The organism is Nesterenkonia aurantiaca, assembly GCF_004364585.1.
Taxonomy (GTDB): domain Bacteria; phylum Actinomycetota; class Actinomycetes; order Actinomycetales; family Micrococcaceae; genus Nesterenkonia; species Nesterenkonia aurantiaca.
In genome coordinates this window covers 410,788-432,041 of sequence record NZ_SOAN01000001.1, presented here as the reverse complement: position 1 = coordinate 432,041, position 21,254 = coordinate 410,788, and the positions used below count along the sequence as shown (strand labels likewise).

The window sequence follows — 21,254 nt, the reverse complement described above, 5'->3', positions numbered from 1 at the left end:
TTCGATCTGCATTCTGCACCGTAATCTGATTTCAAAGCCGTCATTTCTCTCTAGGAGCAGGTCTTGCAATGGAGCTCCAACAATATGTTCGGGTCCTCAAGCGAGGATGGCTGACCCTGGTCCTCGCGGTGGTGGTGATGGTCGGGGCCGCGGCCGCTCTGCTTGTGCTGCTGCCAGCGACCTATGAGGCAGAGACCCGCATCTACGTCTCGGTGGAGGATGCCGAGGCCTACGACCTCAGCCAGCGGTCGATCTACAGCCAGGAACTCGTGCGCAGCTTCGTCGAGCTCGCCCAGAGCTCAGCCGTGCTCGGTCCCGTGGTGGAGGAGCTGGCCCTGGAGGACACTCCGCGCGAGCTCTCCGAACGGGTCAGCGTGGCCGCACAGACCGGTACGGTGATTCTGGAGGTCACCGTCGCCGATGAGGACCCCGAGCAGGCCGCCGCGATCGCCAGCTCGATGACCGCGGCGCTCGACGACGTGGTCCAGGGCCTCACGACCTCGACGGAGGGCGGCGGAAACGTCACCCTGACCACCGTGGAGGAGCCCTTCGCCCCGGAAGGGCCCAGCTTCCCGCAGCCGATCAGCCTTCTTGGACTGGGTCTGCTGGCCGGCCTCGCCCTGGGAATCGTGATCCTGGCGCTGCGTGAGGTCCTGGACACCCGGGTGCGAAGTGAGGACGACCTCGGCGAGGTCAGCGATCTGGCGCAGCTCGGCGGCGTGCCCTTCGACCACCAGCTTCAGAAGGGTCAGCTCGTCGTGCAGGCCGAGGTGGGGAGCCCCCTGGCCGAGTCCTTCAGCACGCTGGGCACCAACCTGCAGTTCCTCGGCGTAGGGCAGTCTGCGCGCAGTTTCGTGATCACCTCCTCGGTCCAGGGGGAGGGAAAGTCCTCGATCGCGGTCAACCTTGCGATCAGCCTGCGCGCCGCCGGTCAGCGGGTCCTGCTGGTCGATGCTGACCTGCGCAGGCCCCGGGCCGCCCAGATGCTCGGGCTTGAGGGCGCGGTGGGGCTCACCGATGTGCTCCGCGGACGCGTGGAGCTGCCTGAGGTCATCCAGTACTGGGGACCTGACGGGCTGGAGATGCTCCCGGCCGGGACGGTGCCCCCGAATCCCCTCGAGCTTCTCGGCTCCGAGGCCATGGCGGAGCTGGTCGCGGCACTGCAGCGGGAGTACGAGATCGTGATCTTCGACGCTCCGCCGCTGCTGCCCGTCAGCGATGCCCGCGTGCTCGGAGCCCTGTGCTCCGGACTGCTGATGGTCGTGGGGATGGGCAAGGTGCATAAGCCACAGCTGCAGAAGGCCATCGAGGCGGTGCGCATCGTGGACGTGCCCTTGTTCGGGCTGGTGCCCACGATGCTGCCCACGCAGGACGCCGGTGGCTACGCCGGTGTGATGCCCTCGCGCGTGGCGGAGGCCAAGGTGGATGCGCGATGACCCCGGCCCCTGACACCCCGTTCCGGGTCCTGGTGGTCTGCACCGGAAACGTCTGCCGCTCGCCGCAGACCGCGCAGCTGCTGCAGACCACGATCGATCAGGCCGGAGAGTCCTGGCGTTCCGCGGTGGTGATCACCAGCGCGGGCACCCGGGCACTGGAGGGATCGCCCATGGATGAGCAGGCCGCGGCGCTCACCGTGAGACTCGGGGCCCACGCCACCGACCACACGGCCAGGCAGCTCACCCCCGAGATGGTCGAGGAGGCCGACCTGGTGCTGGCCATGGCCCGCGAGCACCGCAGCGAGGTGGTCCGCGCGTCACCACGGGCATCACGAACGACCTTTCTGCTGACCGAGTTCGCGGACCTGCTCGAAGGTGTCGAGCGGACATCGGCGGATCAGTTCCGACCCCTGCCCGCACCTGGCTCCGGTGCCGGCTCGCCGGCACTGGCGGACCAGCTCCGCCAGGGAGTCCAGCGCGCCGCGGCCCAGCGTGGCATGACGCCGCCCCGGCATCCGGAGACCGTGGACGTGCTCGACCCCTACGGTCATGGGCCGAAGGTCTACCGGGAGTCGGCCGAACAGGTCCGTGAGTCCCTCGCGCGCATCCACGGGTCGGTGCGGAAGCTCGCCCAGGGCGTGCCTTGGTGAGGTCGCTGCGGACCTGGTTCTTCTACCTCTATATCGCCTGCACCCTGGGGGCGAACGCCGTCATCCTCATCCCGTTCGACCCCTCTGGCACCATCGGGGACAACGCGATCTTCTCCGCCAGCTGGATCCTGCTTCACCTGCTCTCCGTGCTGGTCCTGCTGAGCTCCCGAGCCCTGACCCCGGTCCCGGTCGCGATCGCCCTCGGGATAGGCGGGCTCGTGGTGCTCAGCGCCGCCTGGTCGGTCTCGCCCACGGACTCCCTGGTCTATGGGGTCATGGCAGCGGGAAACATCCTCATCGCGTGCTTGCTGGCCGCTGAATACTCGCTGCAGCAGCTCGCGAGGATGTTCCTGAAGGTGCTCAGCGTGCTGGTCCTGGCCGGCATGGCCGGGGCCCTGATGGGTTATGACCAGGTGTTGGGCTTCGACCCTCACGCGCGCTCGAACCTGCTCGGCGGCGACCCGATCCGCGGTTTCTTCCAGCACAACATCATGGCGGGCTTCTATGCGGCCACCGGCGCTGTGCTGGCCATGACGCTGCTGCGCGGCCTCCGCCGAGTGCTGATGCTCGCGGTCTTCATCATCTTCGTGCTCTGGGCCGGCTCGGCGACCGGAGTCCTGCTCGCAGGTGCCGCAGTGATCATCGTACCGCTGGCTCAGCTGCTGGTGCCCAGGATCCCGCTGGGCGCGCTGCTCGCCGTGCTGGTTCCGGTGGGAGTGGCGGGCGGAGCCGTGCTGAACCAGGTCTGGGTTCCGCTGCTGGAGATGATCGGACGAGATCCGACCCTGACCGGGCGCACCGTGCTCTGGGAATGGGGGGTGCGCGCGATCGGCGAGCGGCCTGTGACCGGCTGGGGGTTCACCGGGTATTTCAACTCAGCGCAGGGCGCCATTCCCAGCCTGTATGTGCCCGAGTTCGAGAACTACGAGATCGCGCATTTCCACAACTCCTATATCCAGACCGCGGTCGACCTCGGGCTGCTGGGGCTGGGGCTGCTGATCCTGGTGCTGGGCTACACCACCGGTGCGGCGTACCTCTTCGCCCGCACCACGGACACCCGCACCGGGGTCGGGCTGCTCATGGTCCTGGTGATCTTCCTGATCGCCTCACCCACAGAGTTCCTGTTCATCAACTACAACCACTTCGGCAGCTTTGCGCTGTTCACGGTGTTCTTCGGGCTGCTGAGGCACCGGAGGGAGCGGGCGCAGCACCAGGAGACAGCGTCTCGAAGTGCCGCGCCCTCGGTGTCTGCCGCACTCAACGGTCGAGGATCTGCCGCTTCGCAGAGATGACCCCGGTGTTGAAGCCGGCCAGGTGGAGGTTGCCGTGGAAGCGACCGTGCTCGATCTTGATGCACCGGTTCTGCACTGCGTTGAGCCCAGCGTCCTGGGCCAGCTGCATGGCCTGCTCAGACTCGATGCCCAGCTGGGCCCAGATCGTCTTGGCGCCGATCTCGGCCGCCTCCTGGGCGATCTGCGGGACGTCGTCTGGGCGGCGGAAGATGTCCACGATGTCGGGCACCTCGGGGAGGTCCTTCAGCGAGGCGTAGACCGGCTGGCCCAGCACCTCCTCGAGCCTGGGGTTCACGAAGTAGACCGTGTAGCTCGAGGAGCTCAACAGGTAGGTCGCCACAAAGTAGCTGGCTCGAGCCGGCTTGTCCGACATGCCCACGATCGCCACCGAGGAGGCGCTGCGCAGCAGCTGGAGTCGGCGTGAGGGCGACGGCGCCTCCCAGCGGCCATGGGGATGCTCGGCCTGGGCCTCGTCGTCGTGCTGCAAGGTCTGTTCGCTCATCACTTGTCTCCTTCGACTGCGGTGTTCAGCGCCTGGTCCAGGTCCCAGATGATGTCATCGACATCCTCGATGCCGACTGAGATCCGGATCAGGTCCTCCGGGATCCCGGCTGCGGCCATCTGCTCCGGGGAGAGCTGCTGGTGGGTGGTGGAGCCCGGGTGCAGGATCAGGGTGCGCACATCACCGACGTTGGCAAGGTGGCTGGCCAGCTGCAGGGACTCGATGAACCGGGCGCCGGTGGCCCGGCCGCCGCGGATGCCGAAGCTGAACACTGAGCCCACACCCTTGGGCAGCATCTCTTTGGCCCGATCGTGGTCGGCGTGGGAAGGCAGCCCGGCGTAGTTGACGTAGTCCACCCGGTCATCGGCCTCGAGCCATTCCGCGACCTTCTGGGCGTTGGCCACGTGCTCGTCGATCCGCTGCGGCAGGGTCTCGATGCCCTGGATGAGGTTGAATGCGGCCTGCGGGCCCAGCGAGGGCCCGATGTCGCGCAGCTGCTCGGCACGCAGCTTGGTGAGGAAGCCGTATTCGCCGAAGTTGCCCCACCAGGAGAGCCCGCCGTAGGAGGCCACCGGTTCGGTCATCGCCGGGAAGTTGCCGTTGTCCCAGGGGAACTCGCCGGACTCCACGATCACCCCGCCCAGCGTGGTGCCGTGACCGCCCATGAACTTGGTGACCGAATGGATCACGATGTCCGCGCCGTGCTCGAAGGGCCGGATCAGATACGGGGTGGTCAGCGTGGAGTCCACCACCAGGGGTACGCCGTGCCGATGCGCGACCTCGGAGAGTCCGCGCAGGTCAGCGATGTCTGAGCTGGGGTTCGCGACGACCTCGGTATAGACCACCTTGGTGTTCTCCTGCATCGCGGCCTCGTAGTCCGCCGGCTCCAGCGAGTCCACGAAGGTGGTCTCGATCCCGAAGCGGCGCAGCGTGACGTCGAGCTGGGTGATCGTGCCGCCGTAGAGCTTCGAGCTGGCCACGATGTGGTCCCCGGAGCCGCAGAGTGCGGCGAAGACCAGGAACTCGGCGCTCATCCCGGAGGCGGTGGCCACCGCTCCGATGCCGCCCTCCAGCGAGGCGACGCGTTCCTCCAGCGCCGAGACCGTGGGGTTGCCGATCCGAGAGTAGATGTTGCCGTACTTCTGCAGCGCGAAGAGGTTCGCGGCGTCGTCGGTGTCCTTGAACACGAAGGAGGTGGACTGATGGATGGGCACGGCACGCGATCCGTAGACGGCATCGGGGACGGCCCCGGCGTGCAGGGCGCGGGTGCGGAAGCCGAACTGGCGATCGCTCATGTAGCTACCTCTTCTCTCCTCGGCGCGGTCCCGCGCCGTTGGCAGATCTCTTGGATCCTCGGTACACAGGGTTCATTCTGCAGGCTTGTGGTGTCTCCCAGCCTCTGCCCGTCATGGAGCTGGGTCAGCAGTCGGCGCATGATCTTCCCGGAGCGGGTCTTGGGCACCTCCGGCACCGGGATCACCGTGCGGGGTTTCGCCACCGGGCCGATCACCTCGCCCACATGGCTGCGCAGCGCCGCGAGCAGCTCCCGCTCGGCCTGGCTTCCCTCACCCCCGGCGGCCTGAAGCCGCTGGCGGGCGGCGGTGCTCAGGACGGTGAAGGCGACGGCGGCGTGCCCGGTCATCTCATCGAACACCGGGCAGACCCCGGCCTCGACCACATCGGGGTGCGCGATCAGTGCGGATTCGATCTCGATGGTCGAGAGCCGATGGCCGGAGATGTTGATGACGTCATCGATGCGGCCCAGGATCCAGATGTCCCCATCCTGATCCTTCCGTGCCCCGTCTCCGGCGAGGAACCAGCCCCGATCGGCGTACTTCTCCCAATAGGAGGTGAAGTACCGCTCAGGATCTCCCCAGACGGTCCGGGCCATCGAAGGCCCGGTGTGGGTCAACACGATGTTGCCCTGGGTGCCGGCGGCCACCGGGTGTCCGGCCTCGTCCACGACGGCGGCGCCCCAGCCCGGCAGCTCGCGGGTCGCGGCCCCCGGCTTGAGCCCAGCGTCCTCCGGGCGCGGGGAGAGCACCGTGGACCCGGATTCGGACTGCCACCAGGTGTCCACCATCGGAAGCGCCGGTCGGCCGGCGTCGTCGGTGGTGTCTCGACCGATCTCACGGCGGATCCAGTGCCAGGCCTCGGGGTTGACGGCCTCGCCCACGGTGCCGGCGAGTCGGACCGAGGAGAGGTCGTACTGCGCCGGGACCCCCTCCGGGAACCAGCCCATCAGGGAGCGCACCAGGGTGGGGGCGGTGTAGTAGGTGGTGACGTGATGGCGTTCGATGATCTCGAAGTGGCGGCCCTCGTGCGGGGTGTTGGGGGTGCCCTCGAAGATCACCTGGGTCGCACCAGCGGCCAGCGGCCCGTAGATCTCATAGGTGTGCGCGGTGACCCAGGCCAGGTCGGCGGTGCACCAGTGGACGTCCTTCTCGCGCCGGGCCGGATCGGGGTGGGCGAAGAGCCGCAGGTAGCTGTAGAGCGCACCGGTGAGGTAGCCGCCGGTGGTATGCACCAGACCCTTGGGCCTTCCGGTGGTCCCGGAGGTGTACATGATGAACAGCTCGTTCTCGGCGTCGAAGAACTCCGGGATGTGCTCGGCAGAGGCGGTCTCCACCACCTCATGCCACCAGAGGTCCCGTCCCGGGGTCCATTCCACGACCGAACCGGTGCGCCGGATCACCAGGACGTGCTCGAGGTTGCCGCCGTGCTCGGCCGTGGCCTCGGCGACGGCGGCATCAGCATTGGCCTTCACCGGCACCGCCTTGCCGCGGCGGTATTGACCATCGGTGGTGACCAGCAGCTTCGCACCGGTGTCCTCGACCCGGAACTTCAGCGCCTCCGCGGAGAAGCCGCCGAAGACCAGCGAGTGCACCGCGCCGATCCGGGCGCAGGCCAGGGTGACCACGATGGTCTCGACCAGCACCGGCAGATAGATCACCACGCGATCCCCACGGGCGACCCCCATGGCGCTCAGCGCATTCGCCGCCCGGTTGACCCGCCGGCCCAGCTCGGCGTAGCTGACGTCTGCGCGGTCTCCCGGCTCGCCCTCAAAGTGCAGCGCGATCTTCTCCCCGCGTCCGGCCGCGACATGGCGGTCCACGCAGTTCACCGCGGCGTTGAGCGTTCCGCCCTCGTACCAGCCGATCTTCGGGCCGCGTCGGGTCACCGAGTTCGGCGGGGTCCAGGAATGGGTGGTCTCCCAGGGGGTGGACCAGTCCAGCAGGTTCGCCGCGGCGGACCAGAAGGCCAGACGTTGGTCCTCATCCTGCGGATCCGCCCAGGTGTGCACGTCGGCGGGATGCGCCGGATCTTCCGGGACGCTCGCGTCTGCGGGCACGGTGGAGCGAGGGTGGGTGGTCAAGAAGGGTCCTCCGGGTCAGCTCAACGGGGCCAGGGTCTTGAACTCGTGCTGGTGGAAGACCAGCCCGGCAGCACCCTCGGTGAAGCCCAGGTCCAGGATCTCGAGCACGATGATGTCGTGGTCCCCGGCGCGGACCTGGTCATAGATCCGGGTGCGCAGCCACATCGGCACGCCCTCGAGCAGCAGCGCCGAGCCCTGGAGCTGGTAGTCCACCCCGGTGAAGCGGTTGGCGCGGTCCTTCGAGGCGATCTGCCGGCACAGCCCGTTCTGATCGCGGCCGAGCACCGAGATGCCCAGTTCCCCGCCGCTGCGCTCGAGCTTCGGCCAGGTGGAGGAATTGTGCTGCACCGCCAGGGTGACCAGGGGCGGTTCCAGCGAGACGCCCACTGTGAAGGTGGACGCGATGATCGCCTCGGGGGTCCCGTCAATCTCCGCGCCGACCGCGACGATCCCCTGCGGGAACTGCGCCAGGGCATGGCGCAGCGCGAAGGAGTCCACGCGAGATGCTGCGGTGGGATTCTCGAGGGTGCGTGCAGGGACAGACATGCGAATCAACTCCATCGGTCCTGGCGTTAGCACCCGGCGTATCCGGGTTGCTGCGGCATCTCTGAGCCAGATCTCTCAGCCGCTCGGGATGGTTACAGGTCCACGCTACGCGTGGTCCCGCCGACCAGCAAGAATCGCTCGCACTGTGAGACGCCACATGACATTCCGCCGCCAGACGCAGTCCGGAAGTGTGCAGCAGCGGCAGAGTTCAGACGTGCGGCGTCATGTGAACTTGACGAATCAGTCCTTGCGCACTCTATATTTAGCGTCATCACCATCCAGAGCGACCGAGGGATCTGGCCCGCAGACGTCGCAGCAACCCGGGAATGCCGGGTGCTACCGCCAGAATCGATGGAGGAAAGAATGAACATTCAACTGCCTGTGCCCCAGATTCTTCGCGACGCCATCGAGCGCGTGGGGCTCTCCGCGCTCGACCGAGAGCGCAGCCGGGAACTCGCCCGCAGTGAGGTCAGGGAGCTCGTCTCCTGCGGCATCGGACGGCTTCGGGTGCCCGAGTCGGCCGGGGGCCACGGACTGGACTGGGTTCAGACCACCGAGGTCCTTGTGGAGCTCGCAGCCCAGGACAGCAACATCCCGCAGGTGCTGCGCGGCCACTTCGCGGTCCAGGAGGATCTGCTGTGGCGCTCAGGTGCCGAACCTGGTTCTGCGCCCGAGGCCGGGCCCGTCGTGCAGCGCTGGCTTGCGCGGCTGGTGGCGGGAGAGTTGGTCGGCAACGCCTGGACCGAGCCGGGGAAGGGTGGCTTCCACCAGTCCGGCACTGTGGTCGGCGAGAACGCCCACGGGCACGTGGTCAACGGGGTGAAGTACTACACCACGGGGGCCATCTTCGCGGACTGGCTCGACGTCACCGCCCGGGATGCCGCCGGCAATGAGCTTGCGGTGCTGGTGCGCCGGGACCAGCCCGGCGTGGAGATCGACGACGACTGGGACGGTTTCGGTCAGCGCACCACCGGATCAGGCACCGCCCGGCTGACCGACGCCGTGGTGGAGGAGGCCGAGCTGCGCGGGCTGAGTGACCGCTTCCCGTATCAGACCGCGCTGTACCAGCACTTTCTGCTGATCGTGCTTGCCGGTGTCGCCGAGGCCGCGGCCCGTGACGCGGCCGCGCTGCTGCATGAGCGCTCGCGGACCTTCTCCCACGCCAACACTCGCACCCCGCGCACCGACCCGCAGCTGCTGCAGGCCGTCGGTGAGGTGGATGCGGTGGCGGCGCTGGCGCGTGCGCAGGTCCTCGCCACCGCGGCGAGCCTGGATGCGGCCTTCGCCGAGCGAAGCAGTGCCAGCGATGCCCAGATCGAGGCTGCCAATGCGGTGGAGCTGGCCACAGGACGCGCCCAGGTGGCGCTGCACCGCCCCGTGCTGGAGGCGGTCACCCGGATCTTCGATGTCCTCGGCGCCTCCGGGGCGAGCCAGTCCCGAAGCCTGGACCGGCACTGGCGCAACGCCCGCACCGTCACCAGCCACAACCCCTGGGTCTATAAGGCTCGGATCGCCGGAGACCACCGGGTCAACGGCACCGAGCCGGTGCGGCTGTGGAGCGTCGGCGAGCCCGATGCCGCGGGGGAGTCCGCCCCCGCCGATGTGCAGAACCTGATCCAGACCACCGACCCGACGTCCTAGGAGACCAACGAATGACCTTCCCGACTACTGAGTCCGGCACACGCGAGATCCTCTTCAACGCCTTCGACATGAACTGCGTGGTGCATCAGTCCCCGGGACTGTGGCGCCACCCCGAAGACCGCGCCCGGGACTACAACACCATCGGGTACTGGACCGAGGTGGCGCAGATCCTGGAGCGCGGGCTCTTCGACGGCCTCTTCATCGCCGACGTGCTCGGCCCCTACGACGTCTTCGGCTCGAACCCGGAGGCCGCCCTGCGCTCCGGCGCGCAGATCCCGCTGCAGGATCCGTTCCTGCTGGTCTCAGCGATGGCAGCGGTGACGAAGAACCTGGGCTTCGGCATCACCGCCGGCACCGCCTATGAGCACCCCTACCCGTTCTCCCGGCGACTGGGCACCCTGGATCACCTCACCGGCGGCCGCGTGGGCTGGAACGTGGTCACCGGCTATCTGCCCTCTGCCGCGCAGAACATGGGCCAGGACGATCAGATGGAGCACGATCGCCGCTATGACCACGCCGAGGAGTACCTCGACGTCGTCTACAAGCTGCTCGAAGGCTCCTGGGAGGATGACGCCGTCCTCGCCGACAAGGCCTCCGGGGTCTTCACCGACCCGGCGAAGGTCCACCGGATCGAACACCACGGTGAGTTCTTCAAGACCCCCGGCATCGGCGTGGTGGAGCCCTCCCCGCAGCGCACCCCGGTGATCTACCAGGCCGGGGCCTCTACCCGCGGTCGCGCCTTCGCCGGCAAGCACGCCGAGGCGGTGTTCATCAACCCACCCACCAAGGAGCTGGCCAAGGCCTCCGTGGCCAAGATCCGCGCGGCGGTGGCCGAGGCCGGACGTGATCCCTACTCGGTGCGGATCTTCGCGATGCAGACCATCGTCACCGGTCCCGACGACGCCGCCGCCCAGGCCAAGTACGAGGACCTCACCCAGTACATCGACGCCGAGGGCGGACTGGTGCTGATGTCAGGCTGGATGGGCATCGACCTGAGCCAGTTCGATCTCGACCAGCCGATCGGTGACGTGAAGTCCAACGCCATCCAGTCCACCGTGGAGACCTTCCAGAAGGCCTCGGGCCGGGAGGACGAGGTCTGGACGGTCCGTCAGCTGGCCGAGTGGGTCGGCGTCGGCGGCTTCGGCCCGGTGATCATCGGCGACGGCCCGAGCGCCGCACAGCAGCTCATCGAATGGCAGGAGGAGACCGATGTGGACGGGTTCAACCTGGCTTATCACATCACTCCGGGCACGTTCATCGACGTGGTCGAGCATGTGGTGCCCGAGCTGCAGAAGCTCGGTCGCTATAAGACCGAATACACCCCGGGCACGCTGCGCAATAAGCTCTTCGGCGCCGGTGACCACCTGCCGCAGGAGCACCACGCCTCGCAGTTCCAGCTCCGCCGCAAGAGCTGACCCGGCCCGCAGCGCGAGACCCGGCTCGCAACGCGAGACCGGGGCCTCTGCGTCCTGCCTCGCCGTCGGTGCAGCGGGCAGAACGCGGAAGCCCCGGTCGGGGGGAGTGGGGGAGCGGCTAGGCCCAGGTCTTGAGCGCCTTGCGCTCGAGGACCCCGAGCAGGGTGTCGGTGAGCTTGCCCAGCAGCGCCAGCAGCACGATGGCCAGCAGCAGCCGGTCGGTGCGACCGTTGTTCTGCGATTCGGTGAGCAGGAAGCCCAGTCCCTCGGCGGCGGCGAGCAGCTCGGCGGCGACCAGGAACAGCCAGGCCTGGGCCAGGCCCAGACGCAGTCCGGAGAATACGCTGGGCACCACGGCGGGCAGCTGGACGGTGCCCAGCAGTCGAAGTCCGTGGAACCCGAAGGCGCGGCCGGCTTCCACGAGCTGCGCGTCCACGTGTCGCAGCGCGGAGTGGATCGCGGTGAACACCGGGAAGAATGCGCCGATCGCGATCAGGATCACCTTCGAATCCTCACCGATCCCAACCCAGAGCAGCAGCAGCGGCACCCAGGCCAGCGAGGGCACGGCGCGGAAGGCTCCCACGGTGGGATTCAGCAGCTTGTCTGCGATGGCGGAGAGCCCGAGCAGCGAGCCCAGCGCCAGCCCCAGCCCGGCACCGATCCCGAAGCCGATCAGCACCCGCTGCAGCGAGATCCCCATGTGCTCGAAGAGGTCCCCGGACTCGAAGAGCCCGACGCCGGCGCTCAGGACCGCCTGTGGGGCAGGCAGCTGGATGGCGGTGAAGGTGCCGGTGACCTCGGTGACCAGCCACCAGAGTGCCAGCAGCAGCACCGGGACGACGGCGCCGATCAGCAGTCCGCCGCCGGGCAGTCCGCGCCGGGCGCGCCGCTGCGGTGAGCCCCCGGGCCCGTCTGCGGGTGCTGCCGCCGTGGGGGTGTCTAGGGTGCTGCTCACTCGTCCTCCTCCTCGATATCTGCCTCGTCTGCGGCGTTCTCGGTGCCCTCGGCCTCGGTGGCCTCGCGGTTCTCCGCGAAATCGGTGTAGAACAGCGAATCCAGCGCCTCATCCACCGCCTCCTGGCTGTCCACATCGCCGTTCTCCACGAAGAATGGTCCGGCAGCCTCCATGGCGGCATAGACGTCATCGCCTGGCACCGGGTCCACCTCGAAGTTGGTGCGCTCGGTGATGACCGCCTCGGCGATCTCCAGCTCGATCCCGGCATACTCGGCGAGGATCTCGGCGGTGCCCTCGGGGTTCTCGTTCGCCCATTCGCGAGCCTGCTCGTAGACGTTGACCACGATCTGGGCGACGTCGGGGTGGTTCTCCACGAAGTCACCGGTGGCGTTGATCACCGAGTAGGTGTTGAAGTCGACGTTGCGGTAGAGCAGCTGCGCGCCCTCGGCCTCAGCCCCGGCCATGATCGGATCCAGTCCGGCCCAGGCGTCCACGTCGCCGTTCTCCAGCGCCTGCCGGCCGTCAGCATGTTGCAGCGCCTGGACCTCGACGTCGTCCACGCTCAGCCCGGCCTCCTGCAGGGCACGTGCCATGAAGAAGTAGGGATCGGTCGCCAGGGTGGCCGCGATCGAGGCTCCCTCGAGGTCCTCCACGGACTCGATCTCGGAACCCTCCTGGGTCACCAGCGCGGACCACTCGGGCTGGTTCTCGATCAGGATGGTGTGAGTGTCGGCGCCCACGGCGCGGTTGAGCAGCGCGGCGGAACCGGCGGTGGACCCGACGTGGATGTTGCCCGCCCGCAGGTTCTCGTTCGCGCGGTTCGACCCCTGGGACTGCACCCACTGCACGTCGACGTCGAGCTCCTCGAGCTCTTCCTCCAGCCAGCCGTTCTCCAGGATGATCAGGCTCAACGGGTTGTACGTGGCGAAGTCGATGTTCAGCGTCTCCAGCTGATCATCCTCGCCGCCCTCGCCGCAGCCGGTGGCGAGCAGGGCGAGCGCGGCGGCAGCGGAGATGGCCTTCACGGCGGAGCGCGGAGCGCGTGCGGGGCGTGAAGCTGAGGTGCTGGGCATGGGGAGGGCCTTTCGGGTCTTCAATGATGGACAGCATGTGAGTGTTTTTTGGTCATGAGGGTCACGCAGAAACGGCGCCAAGCTCCTGGCTGGATCTGCAGGGGGAGCGCGGATCGGAATGCACCGGGGTGGATCGGTGCGGCCTGGGCTGGCCCAGCGGTGAGGCGTCAGACCTGAGCCTGGCGCATCGGTGGGTGGAGAGTGCCGGTCAGTGGCTGTGTGAGTCCACGCCGAGACCGGAGAAGAGCTCGCCGCGCAGTGCAGCGAGCTCTGCGGAGGCGCGATCTCGTGGCCGCTGCCCGGGCACGCTGATGAGCCGCGCGATCGTGGCGCCCTCGGCGGGATGTGGTTCTGCCAGGTCCGGCCCCAGGAGCAGCACCCGATCGGCCAGCTGCAGCGCCTCGTCCACGTCGTGGGTGACCAGCAGCACCGTGGTCCCGGTCTGGGCATGCACATCCAGGAGCAGGTCCTGCATCTTCAGCCGGGTGAGCGCGTCCAGGGCGCCGAAGGGCTCATCGAGCAGCAGCACCCCGGGGCGGCGGGCCAGGGCGCGGGCCAGTGAGGCGCGCTGCGCCATGCCCCCGGAGATCTCCCGGGGTCGCAGCGAGGCTCGGTCATGCAGCCCGACCAGCTTCAGGAGCTCATCCACGCGCTCACGGCCCTCGGCCTTGGAGAGGCTGCGCGGCAGCCCCAGGCTGACGTTCTTGTGGATCGAGCGCCAGGGCAGCAGTCGCGGCTCCTGGAATCCGACCGCGGTGCGCTCGTCGTAGCGCTGCACCGGGGAGCCGTTGATCAGGATCTCACCGGTGTTTCCGGTATCCAGGCCGCCGACGGCGCGCAGCAAGGTGGACTTGCCGCAGCCCGAGGAGCCCAGGATTGCGAGCACCTCGCCGGGGGCGACCCGCAGGCTGACATCGCGCAGCACGGTGCGCGAGCCGAATGCCCGGCCGACGCCAGAGAGCTCGACGTCGAGAGAGGTGTAGTCCCGCCGACTCGGCGCTGCCGTCTCGGGCGGGGCGCTCGAGGCTTCGGCAGGTGCTGCTGCGGAGGTGGCGGTCAGGGTGGAGGCAGGCGAAATCATCAGAGGATACTCCCATCGATCCTGGCGGTAGCACCCGGCGAAAAGACACCCTTGCAAAGGTGTCCCTCCCTGGGTTGCTGCGGCGTCGACGAGCCAGATCTCTCGGCCGCTCGGGATGGTACGCGGTTCACCCTACGCCCCGACCAGGAATTCCATCAACGTCAAGTTCATCTGGTGAGATAAAACGCAACACCGAAGCGGACTTGACTTCCACACTATGTTCACGCCTACAGTGAAGACGTTCAACCATCCAGAGCGACTGAGAGATCTGGCTCGAAGACGTCGCAGCAACCCGGAGGGCTTCATCGCCTCCGCCGGGTGCTAACGCCAGGACCGATGGAGCATGCCTCATGATTTCCCTGTCCCATGTCTCGACGACCTTCGCCGCCCGCGGCCGAGAGCCGCTGACAGCGGTCGATGACGTCAGTCTCGAGGTGCCGCGCGGCAAGATCCAAGGGATCATCGGGTTCTCCGGAGCCGGCAAGTCCACCCTGCTGCGCAACATCAATCTGCTGGAGCGTCCCAGCTCCGGACGGGTCAGCGTCGGCGGCACCGAGCTGACCAGCCTCTCCGACGCCGACCTGCGCCGGGCCAGGCACCAGATCGGCATGATCTTTCAGGGATTCAATCTGGTGAACAACCTCAGCGTCGCCCAGAATGTCGAGCTGTCACTGAAGTTCGCCGGGGTCAGGGACCGCCGTGAACGTCTTCGCCGGGTCGCGGAGGCGCTGGAGATCGTGGACATCACGGACAAGGCCTCGGTCTATCCCGCGCAGCTCTCGGGGGGTCAGAAGCAGCGGGTCGCGATCGCCCGGGCGCTGGCCACCAAGCCGGAGGTGCTGCTCTGCGACGAGCCGACCTCCGCCCTGGATCCCTTCACCACCGCCACCGTGCTGCAGTACCTCGCGGATGTGAACCGCGAGTTCGGCATCACCGTGGTGATCGTGACCCACGAGATGGAGGTCATCAAGGCCCTCGCGGACGACGTCGCGGTCATGGAGGACGGGCGCGTGGTCGAGGAGTTCCCCGCGAGCGAACTGCTCCGGGAAGGCTTCGATCCGAGAACCTCCATCGGAAAGTACCTGCTCAGCGACGGGATTCGACTGGACCGCGGCGGCGCGGGTGCAGGTCTGCCAGGTCCCGGTGAGGACGAGCTGGACCAGCATGACCAGCAGATCCCGCAACAGGCCCAGACGCACCGCGCGCAGCACGCCGCGCTGGCCGGGTCGACCGGGGGTGTGCACTGATGAATCTCATCATCGAGCGGCTCCCCGAGATCAACCAGGCCATGCTGGAGACCTTCGCGATGATCGCGGTCGCCATACCGCTCGCGGTCCTGCTGGGCACCCCGCTGGGCATCTGGCTCTTCGTCCACGCCCCCGACGGACTGGCGCCGCGGCCACGCTCCCACGCTCTCGTCTCTGGGGTGGTGAACATGATCCGGTCCTTCCCGTTCCTGATCCTGCTCATCGCGATCATCCCGTTCACGCGATTCGTGGTGGGCACCTCGGTGGGCACCGCCGCGGTGATCGTGCCGCTCACGATCAACGCCATCCCGTACTTCGCCCGCCTGGTGGAGCAGAACATCACCCAGCTGGGCTCCGGGGCGGTGGAGGCCTCCCGGGCGATGGGCGCCACCCGCGCACAGATCATCCGCAACGTGCTCCTGGTCGACGCGAAGCCTGGGCTGATCGGCTCGATCACCATCACCACGGTCAGCTTCATCTCCTATTCGGCGATGTCCGGACTGGTCGGCGGCGGAGGCATCGGAGACCTCGCGATCCGCTACGGGTACTACCGCTACGAGACCCCCACCATGATCGCCGCCATCGTGCTGATGGTGCTCCTGGTGACCCTGGTGCAGTTCACCGGCACCCGGCTCGCCCGGGCCTCAGACCGGCGCATCACCGCCTGACCGGCAGTCGCGCCAGCACGCAGAAGAAGACCGCACCACACCGCCAGGGCGGGCCTCCGACCTCGCGCCCGGCTCCTTCCCGCACACCCTCTGGGCCCCTGCGGCCCAGCCAGAGAAAGCAGCTCAAACCCATGAATCCTCCACGCCCCGCGATCCTCGCCGGAGCAGTCCTCTCCGCCGCCGCCCTGAGCCTGACCGGCTGCGGGCTGGTGGAGGACGATTCCACCATCAGCATCGTGGTCACCGAGTCCGCACCCTTCCAGGAGCCCGCCGAGATCGCCGCCGGGCTGCTCGAGGAGCAGGGCTACGAACTGGACATCACCTATATGACCGATATCGTCCAGCCCAACCAGGTGGTCGATCAGGGCGAGTTCGAGGGCAACTACTTCCAGCACCTGGCGTATCTGAACAACTTCAACCAGTCCAATGACACGGCGGTCCAGCCGCTGTTCTCGGTCTACTACGCCCCGGCCGGCCTGTTCTCGCTGGAGTATGACTCGCTGGAAGAGCTGCCCGACGGAGCCGAGATCAACCTGCCGGTGGACCCTTCCAACAACGGCCGGGCGCTGCAGCTGCTCGCCGATGAGGGCCTGATCGAGATCGACGAGAGCGTCTCGATCATCGACCTGACCCAGAACGACATCACGGAGAATCCTCGGGACTTCCGATTCGTGGAGACCGACCAGCAGTCCGCCGCGCAGGTGCTGCCCGATGTGGACGCCGGCTTCGCGTTCGTCCGGCTGATCGCCGAGGCCGACCTCGACGTGGAGGAGACGGCACTGAGCATCGAGGACGGCCGCGAAGAGGTGCGCACCCCGTTCACCTGCGTGGTCGCCGTCGGACCAGACGGGGTCAGCGATGAACAGGCCCAGGCGCTGCAGGACGCCTTCCAGTCCGAAGAGGTCCAGCAGTGGTTCGAGGACTACCAGGGCGGGGTCATCGACTTCGAGGACTTCATCACCATCGACAACGCCGAACAGATCTGGACGGACTTCAGCGCATGAGCACCTCCAGCGCCCCCACACTCTCCCGGCGTCGAGTATTGAGCGGCTCACTGGGCCTGGCCGCTCTGCTCGGCGTCGGGAGCCTCACCTCCGGCTGCGGGCTCCTCGGCGGAGCCGGCTCCGCGCGCACGCTGCGCCTGGTGGTCACCGAGAACGCACCCTTCCAGGAGCCGACCCAGCTTGCCGAACGCATCCTGGAGGCCGAGGGCTGGGAGTTCGACGCCACCTACGTCACCGACATCATCCAGCCCAACCATGCGGTGAGCAACGGCGAGTACGACGTCAACTTCTTCCAGAACATCAGCTACCTGCGCCAGTTCAACGAGGACAACGACTTAGACATCGAACCGATCTTCTTCATGTTCGAACAGCCCTCGGGCATCTACTCCCAGGGCTACGACTCCCTGGAGGAGATCCCCGACGGCGCCCAGATCGCACTGCCGGTGGACACCGCGAACAACGGACGCGGGATACGCCTGCTGGCCCGCGGCGGACTGATCGAGATCGACGAGTCCAAGCCGGTCGCCGCGCTGAGCGTCCGCGACATCACCGCCAACCCCAAGAACCTGCAGTTCATCGAGGTGGACCAGCAGTCCGTGGGGCAGATCTACTCCGACGTCGACGCCGTCTTCGGCTTCGCCCGGCTGCTCGCCGAGATCGACGTGCTCCCCGAGGAGGTGCTGATCATGGAATCGGCCGAGGAGGCGCTGCCCTTCGCCCTCGCCGTCTGCGCCCGCCCGGGCTTCCGAGACGAGGAACCCGAGCGCTACCAGGCGCTCAAGGCTGCCTACCACTCCACGGAGGTCCGTGAGTGGTACGGCGAATACCTCGACGGTCTGCTCACCCCGGCCTTCGACCGAGACATCGACGCCGCATGGGAGCAGGTGAACGGATCATGAGTCGCAGCATTCCGACCGAGCTGCTGAGCCGGATCAGGCAAGGTGCCGTGCAGCGGGAGCTGGAACGGACCCTGCCCTTCGAGCAGGTCGGCTGGCTCGACGACGCCGGGTTCGGCGCGCTGCGCGTACCGGTCGAGTTCGGCGGCGAGGAGCTGAGTCTTCAGGAGCTGATCACCGAGGTGATCGCGCTCGCCGAAGCCGATTCCAACATCGCCCACCTCTACCGGGGCCACTTCGGGTTCGTCGAGTCACTGCGCTTCCAGCCGGCGCCGGTGCGTGAGCTCTGGTACGCCCGAGTGCGCCAGGGCGCCACGGTGGGAAACGCCTCCACCGAGAAGGGCGGCAACGCGCTGGGTAGCCTCAACACCCGACTCGACCGCGACGAGCACGGCGCCGCGCTGCTCACCGGAGAGAAGTACTACTCCACCGGCACCATCTTCTCCAGCTATACCCGGGTCTCGGCCGCCCAGGCTCTTGAGGGGGAAGGGCGGCGCTTCGCGGTGGTGCCCACCGATGCCCCCGGAGTGACGCTGCTCGATGACTGGGACGGCTTCGGGCAGAAGCTCACCGGCACCGGCACCACGCTGCTGGACTCGGTCGCGGTGGAGGACCTCGCGGTGCTCGCACGCCGGCCCGGGGACCACGAATCGGTCCATGAGGCGGCGTTCTTCCAGCTCTACCTGCTCGCCGTGCAGGTCGGCATCGCCAGGGCCGCGCTGGCAGACGCCACCTCCACCCTGGCCCGGCGCACCCGCACCTTCAACACCTCCACCGCGGGGCAGGCCTTCAGCCAGGACCCGCTGATCCAGCAGGTGGTGGGTCGGATGTCCTCGAAGGCCTTCGTGGCCGAGGCCGCGGTGCTCCAGGCGGCCCGCACCCTGGACCGGGCGCTGAGCGCAGGCCTGCAGGCCGGCACCGGGGACCCCGGGTTCGAGGGTGAGCCCCCGCGTGCGATCCACCAGGCGGAGATCGCCGTGGAACAGGCCCAGGTCAGTGTGCCGGAGCTGGTGCTGGCGGTGACCTCGGAGCTCTTCCAGACCGTGGGCGCCTCCGCCACGCTGCGCACCAAGGCGCTGGACCGGCATTGGCGCAACGCGCAGACCATCGCCACCCACAACCCGATCGTCTTTCGTGCCCGCTCGCTGGGCGAGTACGAGATCAACGGCACCGTGCCCCAGGGGCTCAACGCCATCGGCGAGGCCAAGGAGAGCTCATGACCATCCATTTCAACGCCTTCGACATGCTGGTCCCGGTGCACCAGTCCCCAGGCCTGTGGCGCCACCCAGAATCCCGGATCGAGGAGTTCGACACGCTCGAGTACTGGACGGAGCTCGCCCGGACCGTGGAGCGCGCCGGATTCTCCTCGCTGTTCCTGGCTGACATCCCCGGGGTCTATGACGTCTATGGCGGCACCGCCGAGGCCGCGGCCCGCGGCGGAGTGCAGTTTCCGCTGCTGGACCCTCAGGTGATCGTGCCCGCGCTGGCGGCGGCCACCACGCATCTCGGCTTCGGGCTGACCGCCTCGGTCACCTATGAACCGCCCTACGCGCTGGCCCGACGCTTCGCCACCCTGGATCACCTCACCCGGGGTCGGATCGCGTGGAACATCGTCACCAGCTACCAGGACTCCGCGGCGCGCAATCTCGGACTTGTCGCACAGATCCCGCACGACGAGCGCTATGACCGCGCTGATGAGTACCTCGAGGTGATGTACAAGCTCTTCGAGCATTCCTTCGAGGCGGATGCGGTGCTGGCGGACAAGTCCACCGGGGTCTTCGTGGACCCGGAGAAGGTCCACCCGATCGAGCATCAGGGGGAGTGGTTCAATGTGCCTGGTGAGATGCTCACCCATCCGGGGCCGCAGCGCACGCCGCTGCTCTTCCAGGCGGGCTCCTCGCCTCGGGGTCAGAAGTTCGCGGTGGACCACGGCGAGGCGATCTTCGTGATCAGCTCCTCCCCGCAGCGGCTGGCGACCCAGGTCTCCGGCACCCGGAACGCCCTGCTGGAGGCGGGCAGGGATCCCGAATCTGTCCGGTTCTTCGCCATGGCCACCATCATCGTGGCTGAGACGCAGGAGCTGGCTCAGGCCCGGCTCCGTGAATACCGCGAGTACGTGGACACCGCCTCGGCGCTCGCGCTCTTCGGCGGGTGGACCGGGGTGGATCTCTCGGGGCTGCAGGAGGACGACGTCCTCACCGACGTCACCACCGAGGCGAACCGGTCGGCGCTGGCGATGTTCACCAAGGACCCGACCCGGCGCTGGACCGTGCGCGATGTCGCGGAGTTCGTCTCCATCGGTGGGCGGGGTCCGTTGATCGTCGGGGACCCGGTGCAGGTCGTCGATGAACTGGTCCGGTTCAAGGAGCTCTCCGGGGTGGACGGGTTCAACATCTCAGCGGCTGTGCGTCCCGCGGACTTCGAACGCTTCGAGACCTTCGTGACTCCGGAGCTGCAGCGCCGCGGCCTGCTGCCACAGCGCCCCGAGACCCCGGTGACGCTGCGTGAGACGCTGCTCGAAGCAGGGCCGCACCTGGGCGCGGATCACCCCGCGCGCCGGGCCCATCACCGGGAGGCGCGCAGCAGAATCTCCTCGGCGATCGCGCCGGCGACGTCTCTGGGCTCCCCGTAACCGGGCAGATGCGCGAGGCTGATATCGGCATCGGGCAGCACCGCCACCACGACGGCGCCCTCCGCGGACTCCAGGTCAGGGACCTGGAGATCCACGGCGGCGGCGAAGAGCCCGGGGACTGCCATGACCGCGTCCACCGCAAGCTCGTGCAGCGCATCGGGCAGCGTGGCAGTCACATCGATGGTCAGCCCGCCGGCCGAGATCGCCAGCGAGTCCTGCAGCCGCACGAGCGCGTCTTTGGCGGGCACCGCATCGGGGTCCAGGCCCCGCTGGCGCAGCTTCTCCCGCGCAGCCGGCATCGAAGCCTCGGAGGGGCTGGGCAGCGCGGTGCTTCCCAGCAGCGCATGTCTGCTGCGGGCCTGGGCGTCGGCCTTCAGCAGCTGCTCCAGCGTTGAGCGGCCGTCGCCGAGTACCGTGGCCGGCAGTCGCAGCAAGGAGGCCGATACCCGCTCGCCCACGACGAAGGCGCGGATCGTGGACGGCGTTGCGAGCTCCGTGGCCTGCGTCGGCTCCCCAGCCTCGGTCGGCTCTGCGGCCAGCGGCACCTCCTGGAGCTCCAGATGTCGGCGCAGAAGCTGTGGATCCGCGACGATCCGGCGTGCGTGGGCACTGACCAGGGTGGTCACGACCGAGTCCATCCCGCCGACCACCACCCCGCCGAAGACGAAGACCAGGCCTTGCTCACCCACCGGCTTCAAGGTCACTCGCCTGCGCCGCAGGGCTCGCCCCAGGAGCTGGTCATGCCGCGGGGCCTCCGGGTATTCGTTCAGCGAACGGCTGCCCAGAGTCTCGCGGATCAATCGGGTGACGGATTCTTCAGTCGGCATAGGTCTCAGGATA

Annotated in this window: 19 protein-coding genes and 4 riboswitches; of the genes, 11 read left to right on the top strand and 8 right to left on the bottom strand. The window is 68.0% G+C overall.

Going from position 1 to position 21,254, the window contains the following annotated elements; translation table 11 throughout:
* Positions 1–68: 68 nt before the first annotated feature.
* Genes EV640_RS01900 through EV640_RS01890 form a run of 3 tightly spaced genes read left to right on the top strand, consistent with a single transcriptional unit; the run spans position 69 to position 3,378 of the window.
* Positions 69–1,436, top strand: coding sequence for a tyrosine-protein kinase domain-containing protein (locus EV640_RS01900; protein WP_051500993.1), 1,368 nt, complete (start codon positions 69–71; stop codon positions 1,434–1,436).
* A complete protein-coding gene (locus EV640_RS01895; RefSeq protein WP_036474555.1) occupies positions 1,433–2,086 on the top strand; it encodes an arsenate reductase/protein-tyrosine-phosphatase family protein in 654 nt (217 codons plus the stop codon). The genes EV640_RS01900 and EV640_RS01895 overlap by 4 nt, the downstream gene beginning before the upstream one ends.
* Entirely contained in the window at positions 2,083–3,378 is a 1,296-nt protein-coding gene (locus EV640_RS01890; RefSeq protein ID WP_036474554.1) for an O-antigen ligase family protein, read from the top strand. The genes EV640_RS01895 and EV640_RS01890 overlap by 4 nt, the downstream gene beginning before the upstream one ends.
* On the opposite strand, the gene EV640_RS01885 is transcribed toward EV640_RS01890, so the two are convergent.
* Genes EV640_RS01885 through EV640_RS01870 form a run of 4 tightly spaced genes read right to left on the bottom strand, consistent with a single transcriptional unit; the run spans position 3,344 to position 7,802 of the window.
* Positions 3,344–3,880: a CoA-binding protein gene (locus EV640_RS01885; RefSeq protein WP_084479445.1), complete on the bottom strand. Its 537-nt coding sequence runs from the start codon at positions 3,878–3,880 to the stop codon at positions 3,344–3,346. The two genes, EV640_RS01890 and EV640_RS01885, sit on opposite strands and share 35 nt — an antisense overlap.
* Positions 3,880–5,175 (bottom strand): O-acetylhomoserine aminocarboxypropyltransferase/cysteine synthase family protein, encoded by a 1,296-nt coding sequence (locus tag EV640_RS01880; protein ID WP_036474553.1) that lies wholly within the window; start codon positions 5,173–5,175, stop codon positions 3,880–3,882. The genes EV640_RS01885 and EV640_RS01880 overlap by 1 nt, the downstream gene beginning before the upstream one ends.
* Positions 5,172–7,256: an acetate--CoA ligase gene (gene acs / locus EV640_RS01875; RefSeq protein WP_133725616.1), complete on the bottom strand. Its 2,085-nt coding sequence runs from the start codon at positions 7,254–7,256 to the stop codon at positions 5,172–5,174. The genes EV640_RS01880 and acs overlap by 4 nt, the downstream gene beginning before the upstream one ends.
* A gap of 15 nt (positions 7,257–7,271) precedes the next feature.
* On the bottom strand, positions 7,272–7,802 hold the full coding sequence (locus EV640_RS01870; protein ID WP_051500992.1) for a flavin reductase family protein: 531 nt from the start codon (positions 7,800–7,802) through the stop codon (positions 7,272–7,274).
* A gap of 8 nt (positions 7,803–7,810) precedes the next feature.
* Positions 7,811–7,897: riboswitch (SAM riboswitch) on the bottom strand.
* 176 nt (positions 7,898–8,073) lie between these two features.
* Positions 8,074–8,160, top strand: a riboswitch (SAM riboswitch).
* A gap of 5 nt (positions 8,161–8,165) precedes the next feature.
* Between EV640_RS01870 and EV640_RS01865 the strand changes: the two genes are divergently transcribed.
* Positions 8,166–9,443: an acyl-CoA dehydrogenase family protein gene (locus tag EV640_RS01865; RefSeq protein WP_133725615.1), complete on the top strand. Its 1,278-nt coding sequence runs from the start codon at positions 8,166–8,168 to the stop codon at positions 9,441–9,443.
* An 11-nt stretch (positions 9,444–9,454) separates the two neighbouring features.
* The gene (locus tag EV640_RS01860; protein WP_036474552.1) at positions 9,455–10,858 is read left to right on the top strand and encodes an LLM class flavin-dependent oxidoreductase; all 1,404 of its coding nucleotides are present in this window, start codon (positions 9,455–9,457) and stop codon (positions 10,856–10,858) included.
* A gap of 118 nt (positions 10,859–10,976) precedes the next feature.
* On the opposite strand, the gene EV640_RS01855 is transcribed toward EV640_RS01860, so the two are convergent.
* From EV640_RS01855 to EV640_RS01845, 3 genes are all read right to left on the bottom strand, one after another.
* Positions 10,977–11,813, bottom strand: coding sequence for an ABC transporter permease (locus EV640_RS01855; RefSeq protein WP_051500991.1), 837 nt, complete (start codon positions 11,811–11,813; stop codon positions 10,977–10,979).
* Positions 11,810–12,886 carry an aliphatic sulfonate ABC transporter substrate-binding protein gene (locus tag EV640_RS01850; protein ID WP_051500990.1) on the bottom strand — a complete coding sequence of 359 codons (1,077 nt, stop codon included), beginning with the start codon at positions 12,884–12,886 and terminating at the stop codon, positions 11,810–11,812. The genes EV640_RS01855 and EV640_RS01850 overlap by 4 nt, the downstream gene beginning before the upstream one ends.
* A gap of 208 nt (positions 12,887–13,094) precedes the next feature.
* Positions 13,095–13,967: an ABC transporter ATP-binding protein gene (locus EV640_RS01845; protein WP_133725614.1), complete on the bottom strand. Its 873-nt coding sequence runs from the start codon at positions 13,965–13,967 to the stop codon at positions 13,095–13,097.
* A 9-nt stretch (positions 13,968–13,976) separates the two neighbouring features.
* A riboswitch (SAM riboswitch) is annotated at positions 13,977–14,089 on the bottom strand.
* Positions 14,090–14,210: 121 nt separating this feature from the next.
* A riboswitch (SAM riboswitch) is annotated at positions 14,211–14,310 on the top strand.
* Between the two features lie 7 nt (positions 14,311–14,317).
* Between EV640_RS01845 and EV640_RS01840 the strand changes: the two genes are divergently transcribed.
* The 6 genes from EV640_RS01840 to EV640_RS01815 all read left to right on the top strand — a co-directional run bounded on the left by EV640_RS01840 (position 14,318) and on the right by EV640_RS01815 (position 20,414).
* Entirely contained in the window at positions 14,318–15,214 is an 897-nt protein-coding gene (locus tag EV640_RS01840) for a methionine ABC transporter ATP-binding protein (protein WP_133725613.1), read from the top strand.
* Positions 15,214–15,882 carry a methionine ABC transporter permease gene (locus tag EV640_RS01835; protein WP_084479442.1) on the top strand — a complete coding sequence of 223 codons (669 nt, stop codon included), beginning with the start codon at positions 15,214–15,216 and terminating at the stop codon, positions 15,880–15,882. Before EV640_RS01840 ends, EV640_RS01835 begins: the two co-directional genes overlap by 1 nt.
* 131 nt (positions 15,883–16,013) lie before the next feature.
* A complete protein-coding gene (locus EV640_RS01830) occupies positions 16,014–16,886 on the top strand; it encodes a MetQ/NlpA family ABC transporter substrate-binding protein (RefSeq protein ID WP_051500989.1) in 873 nt (290 codons plus the stop codon).
* On the top strand, positions 16,883–17,785 hold the full coding sequence (locus tag EV640_RS01825; RefSeq protein WP_133725612.1) for a MetQ/NlpA family ABC transporter substrate-binding protein: 903 nt from the start codon (positions 16,883–16,885) through the stop codon (positions 17,783–17,785). Before EV640_RS01830 ends, EV640_RS01825 begins: the two co-directional genes overlap by 4 nt.
* A complete protein-coding gene (locus EV640_RS01820) occupies positions 17,782–19,002 on the top strand; it encodes an acyl-CoA dehydrogenase family protein (protein WP_243832191.1) in 1,221 nt (406 codons plus the stop codon). The genes EV640_RS01825 and EV640_RS01820 overlap by 4 nt, the downstream gene beginning before the upstream one ends.
* Entirely contained in the window at positions 18,999–20,414 is a 1,416-nt protein-coding gene (locus tag EV640_RS01815; RefSeq protein WP_133725610.1) for an LLM class flavin-dependent oxidoreductase, read from the top strand. The genes EV640_RS01820 and EV640_RS01815 overlap by 4 nt, the downstream gene beginning before the upstream one ends.
* Here the strand turns inward: EV640_RS01815 and EV640_RS01810 are convergent.
* Positions 20,348–21,241 (bottom strand): hypothetical protein, encoded by an 894-nt coding sequence (locus tag EV640_RS01810; RefSeq protein ID WP_133725609.1) that lies wholly within the window; start codon positions 21,239–21,241, stop codon positions 20,348–20,350. The two genes, EV640_RS01815 and EV640_RS01810, sit on opposite strands and share 67 nt — an antisense overlap.
* Positions 21,242–21,254: the final 13 nt, after the last annotated feature.

Coding starts and splice junctions, on each gene's coding strand:
- EV640_RS01900 (WP_051500993.1), top strand. CDS start 69: ATGGAGCTCCAACAATATGTTCGGGTCCTCAAGCGAGGATGGCTGACC.
- EV640_RS01895 (WP_036474555.1), top strand. CDS start 1,433: ATGACCCCGGCCCCTGACACCCCGTTCCGGGTCCTGGTGGTCTGCACC.
- EV640_RS01885 (WP_084479445.1), bottom strand. CDS start 3,880: ATGAGCGAACAGACCTTGCAGCACGACGACGAGGCCCAGGCCGAGCAT.
- EV640_RS01880 (WP_036474553.1), bottom strand. CDS start 5,175: ATGAGCGATCGCCAGTTCGGCTTCCGCACCCGCGCCCTGCACGCCGGG.
- EV640_RS01870 (WP_051500992.1), bottom strand. CDS start 7,802: ATGTCTGTCCCTGCACGCACCCTCGAGAATCCCACCGCAGCATCTCGC.
- EV640_RS01865 (WP_133725615.1), top strand. CDS start 8,166: ATGAACATTCAACTGCCTGTGCCCCAGATTCTTCGCGACGCCATCGAG.
- EV640_RS01860 (WP_036474552.1), top strand. CDS start 9,455: ATGACCTTCCCGACTACTGAGTCCGGCACACGCGAGATCCTCTTCAAC.
- EV640_RS01850 (WP_051500990.1), bottom strand. CDS start 12,886: ATGCCCAGCACCTCAGCTTCACGCCCCGCACGCGCTCCGCGCTCCGCC.
- EV640_RS01845 (WP_133725614.1), bottom strand. CDS start 13,967: ATGATTTCGCCTGCCTCCACCCTGACCGCCACCTCCGCAGCAGCACCT.
- EV640_RS01840 (WP_133725613.1), top strand. CDS start 14,318: ATGATTTCCCTGTCCCATGTCTCGACGACCTTCGCCGCCCGCGGCCGA.
- EV640_RS01835 (WP_084479442.1), top strand. CDS start 15,214: ATGAATCTCATCATCGAGCGGCTCCCCGAGATCAACCAGGCCATGCTG.
- EV640_RS01830 (WP_051500989.1), top strand. CDS start 16,014: ATGAATCCTCCACGCCCCGCGATCCTCGCCGGAGCAGTCCTCTCCGCC.
- EV640_RS01825 (WP_133725612.1), top strand. CDS start 16,883: ATGAGCACCTCCAGCGCCCCCACACTCTCCCGGCGTCGAGTATTGAGC.
- EV640_RS01820 (WP_243832191.1), top strand. CDS start 17,782: ATGAGTCGCAGCATTCCGACCGAGCTGCTGAGCCGGATCAGGCAAGGT.
- EV640_RS01815 (WP_133725610.1), top strand. CDS start 18,999: ATGACCATCCATTTCAACGCCTTCGACATGCTGGTCCCGGTGCACCAG.
- EV640_RS01810 (WP_133725609.1), bottom strand. CDS start 21,241: ATGCCGACTGAAGAATCCGTCACCCGATTGATCCGCGAGACTCTGGGC.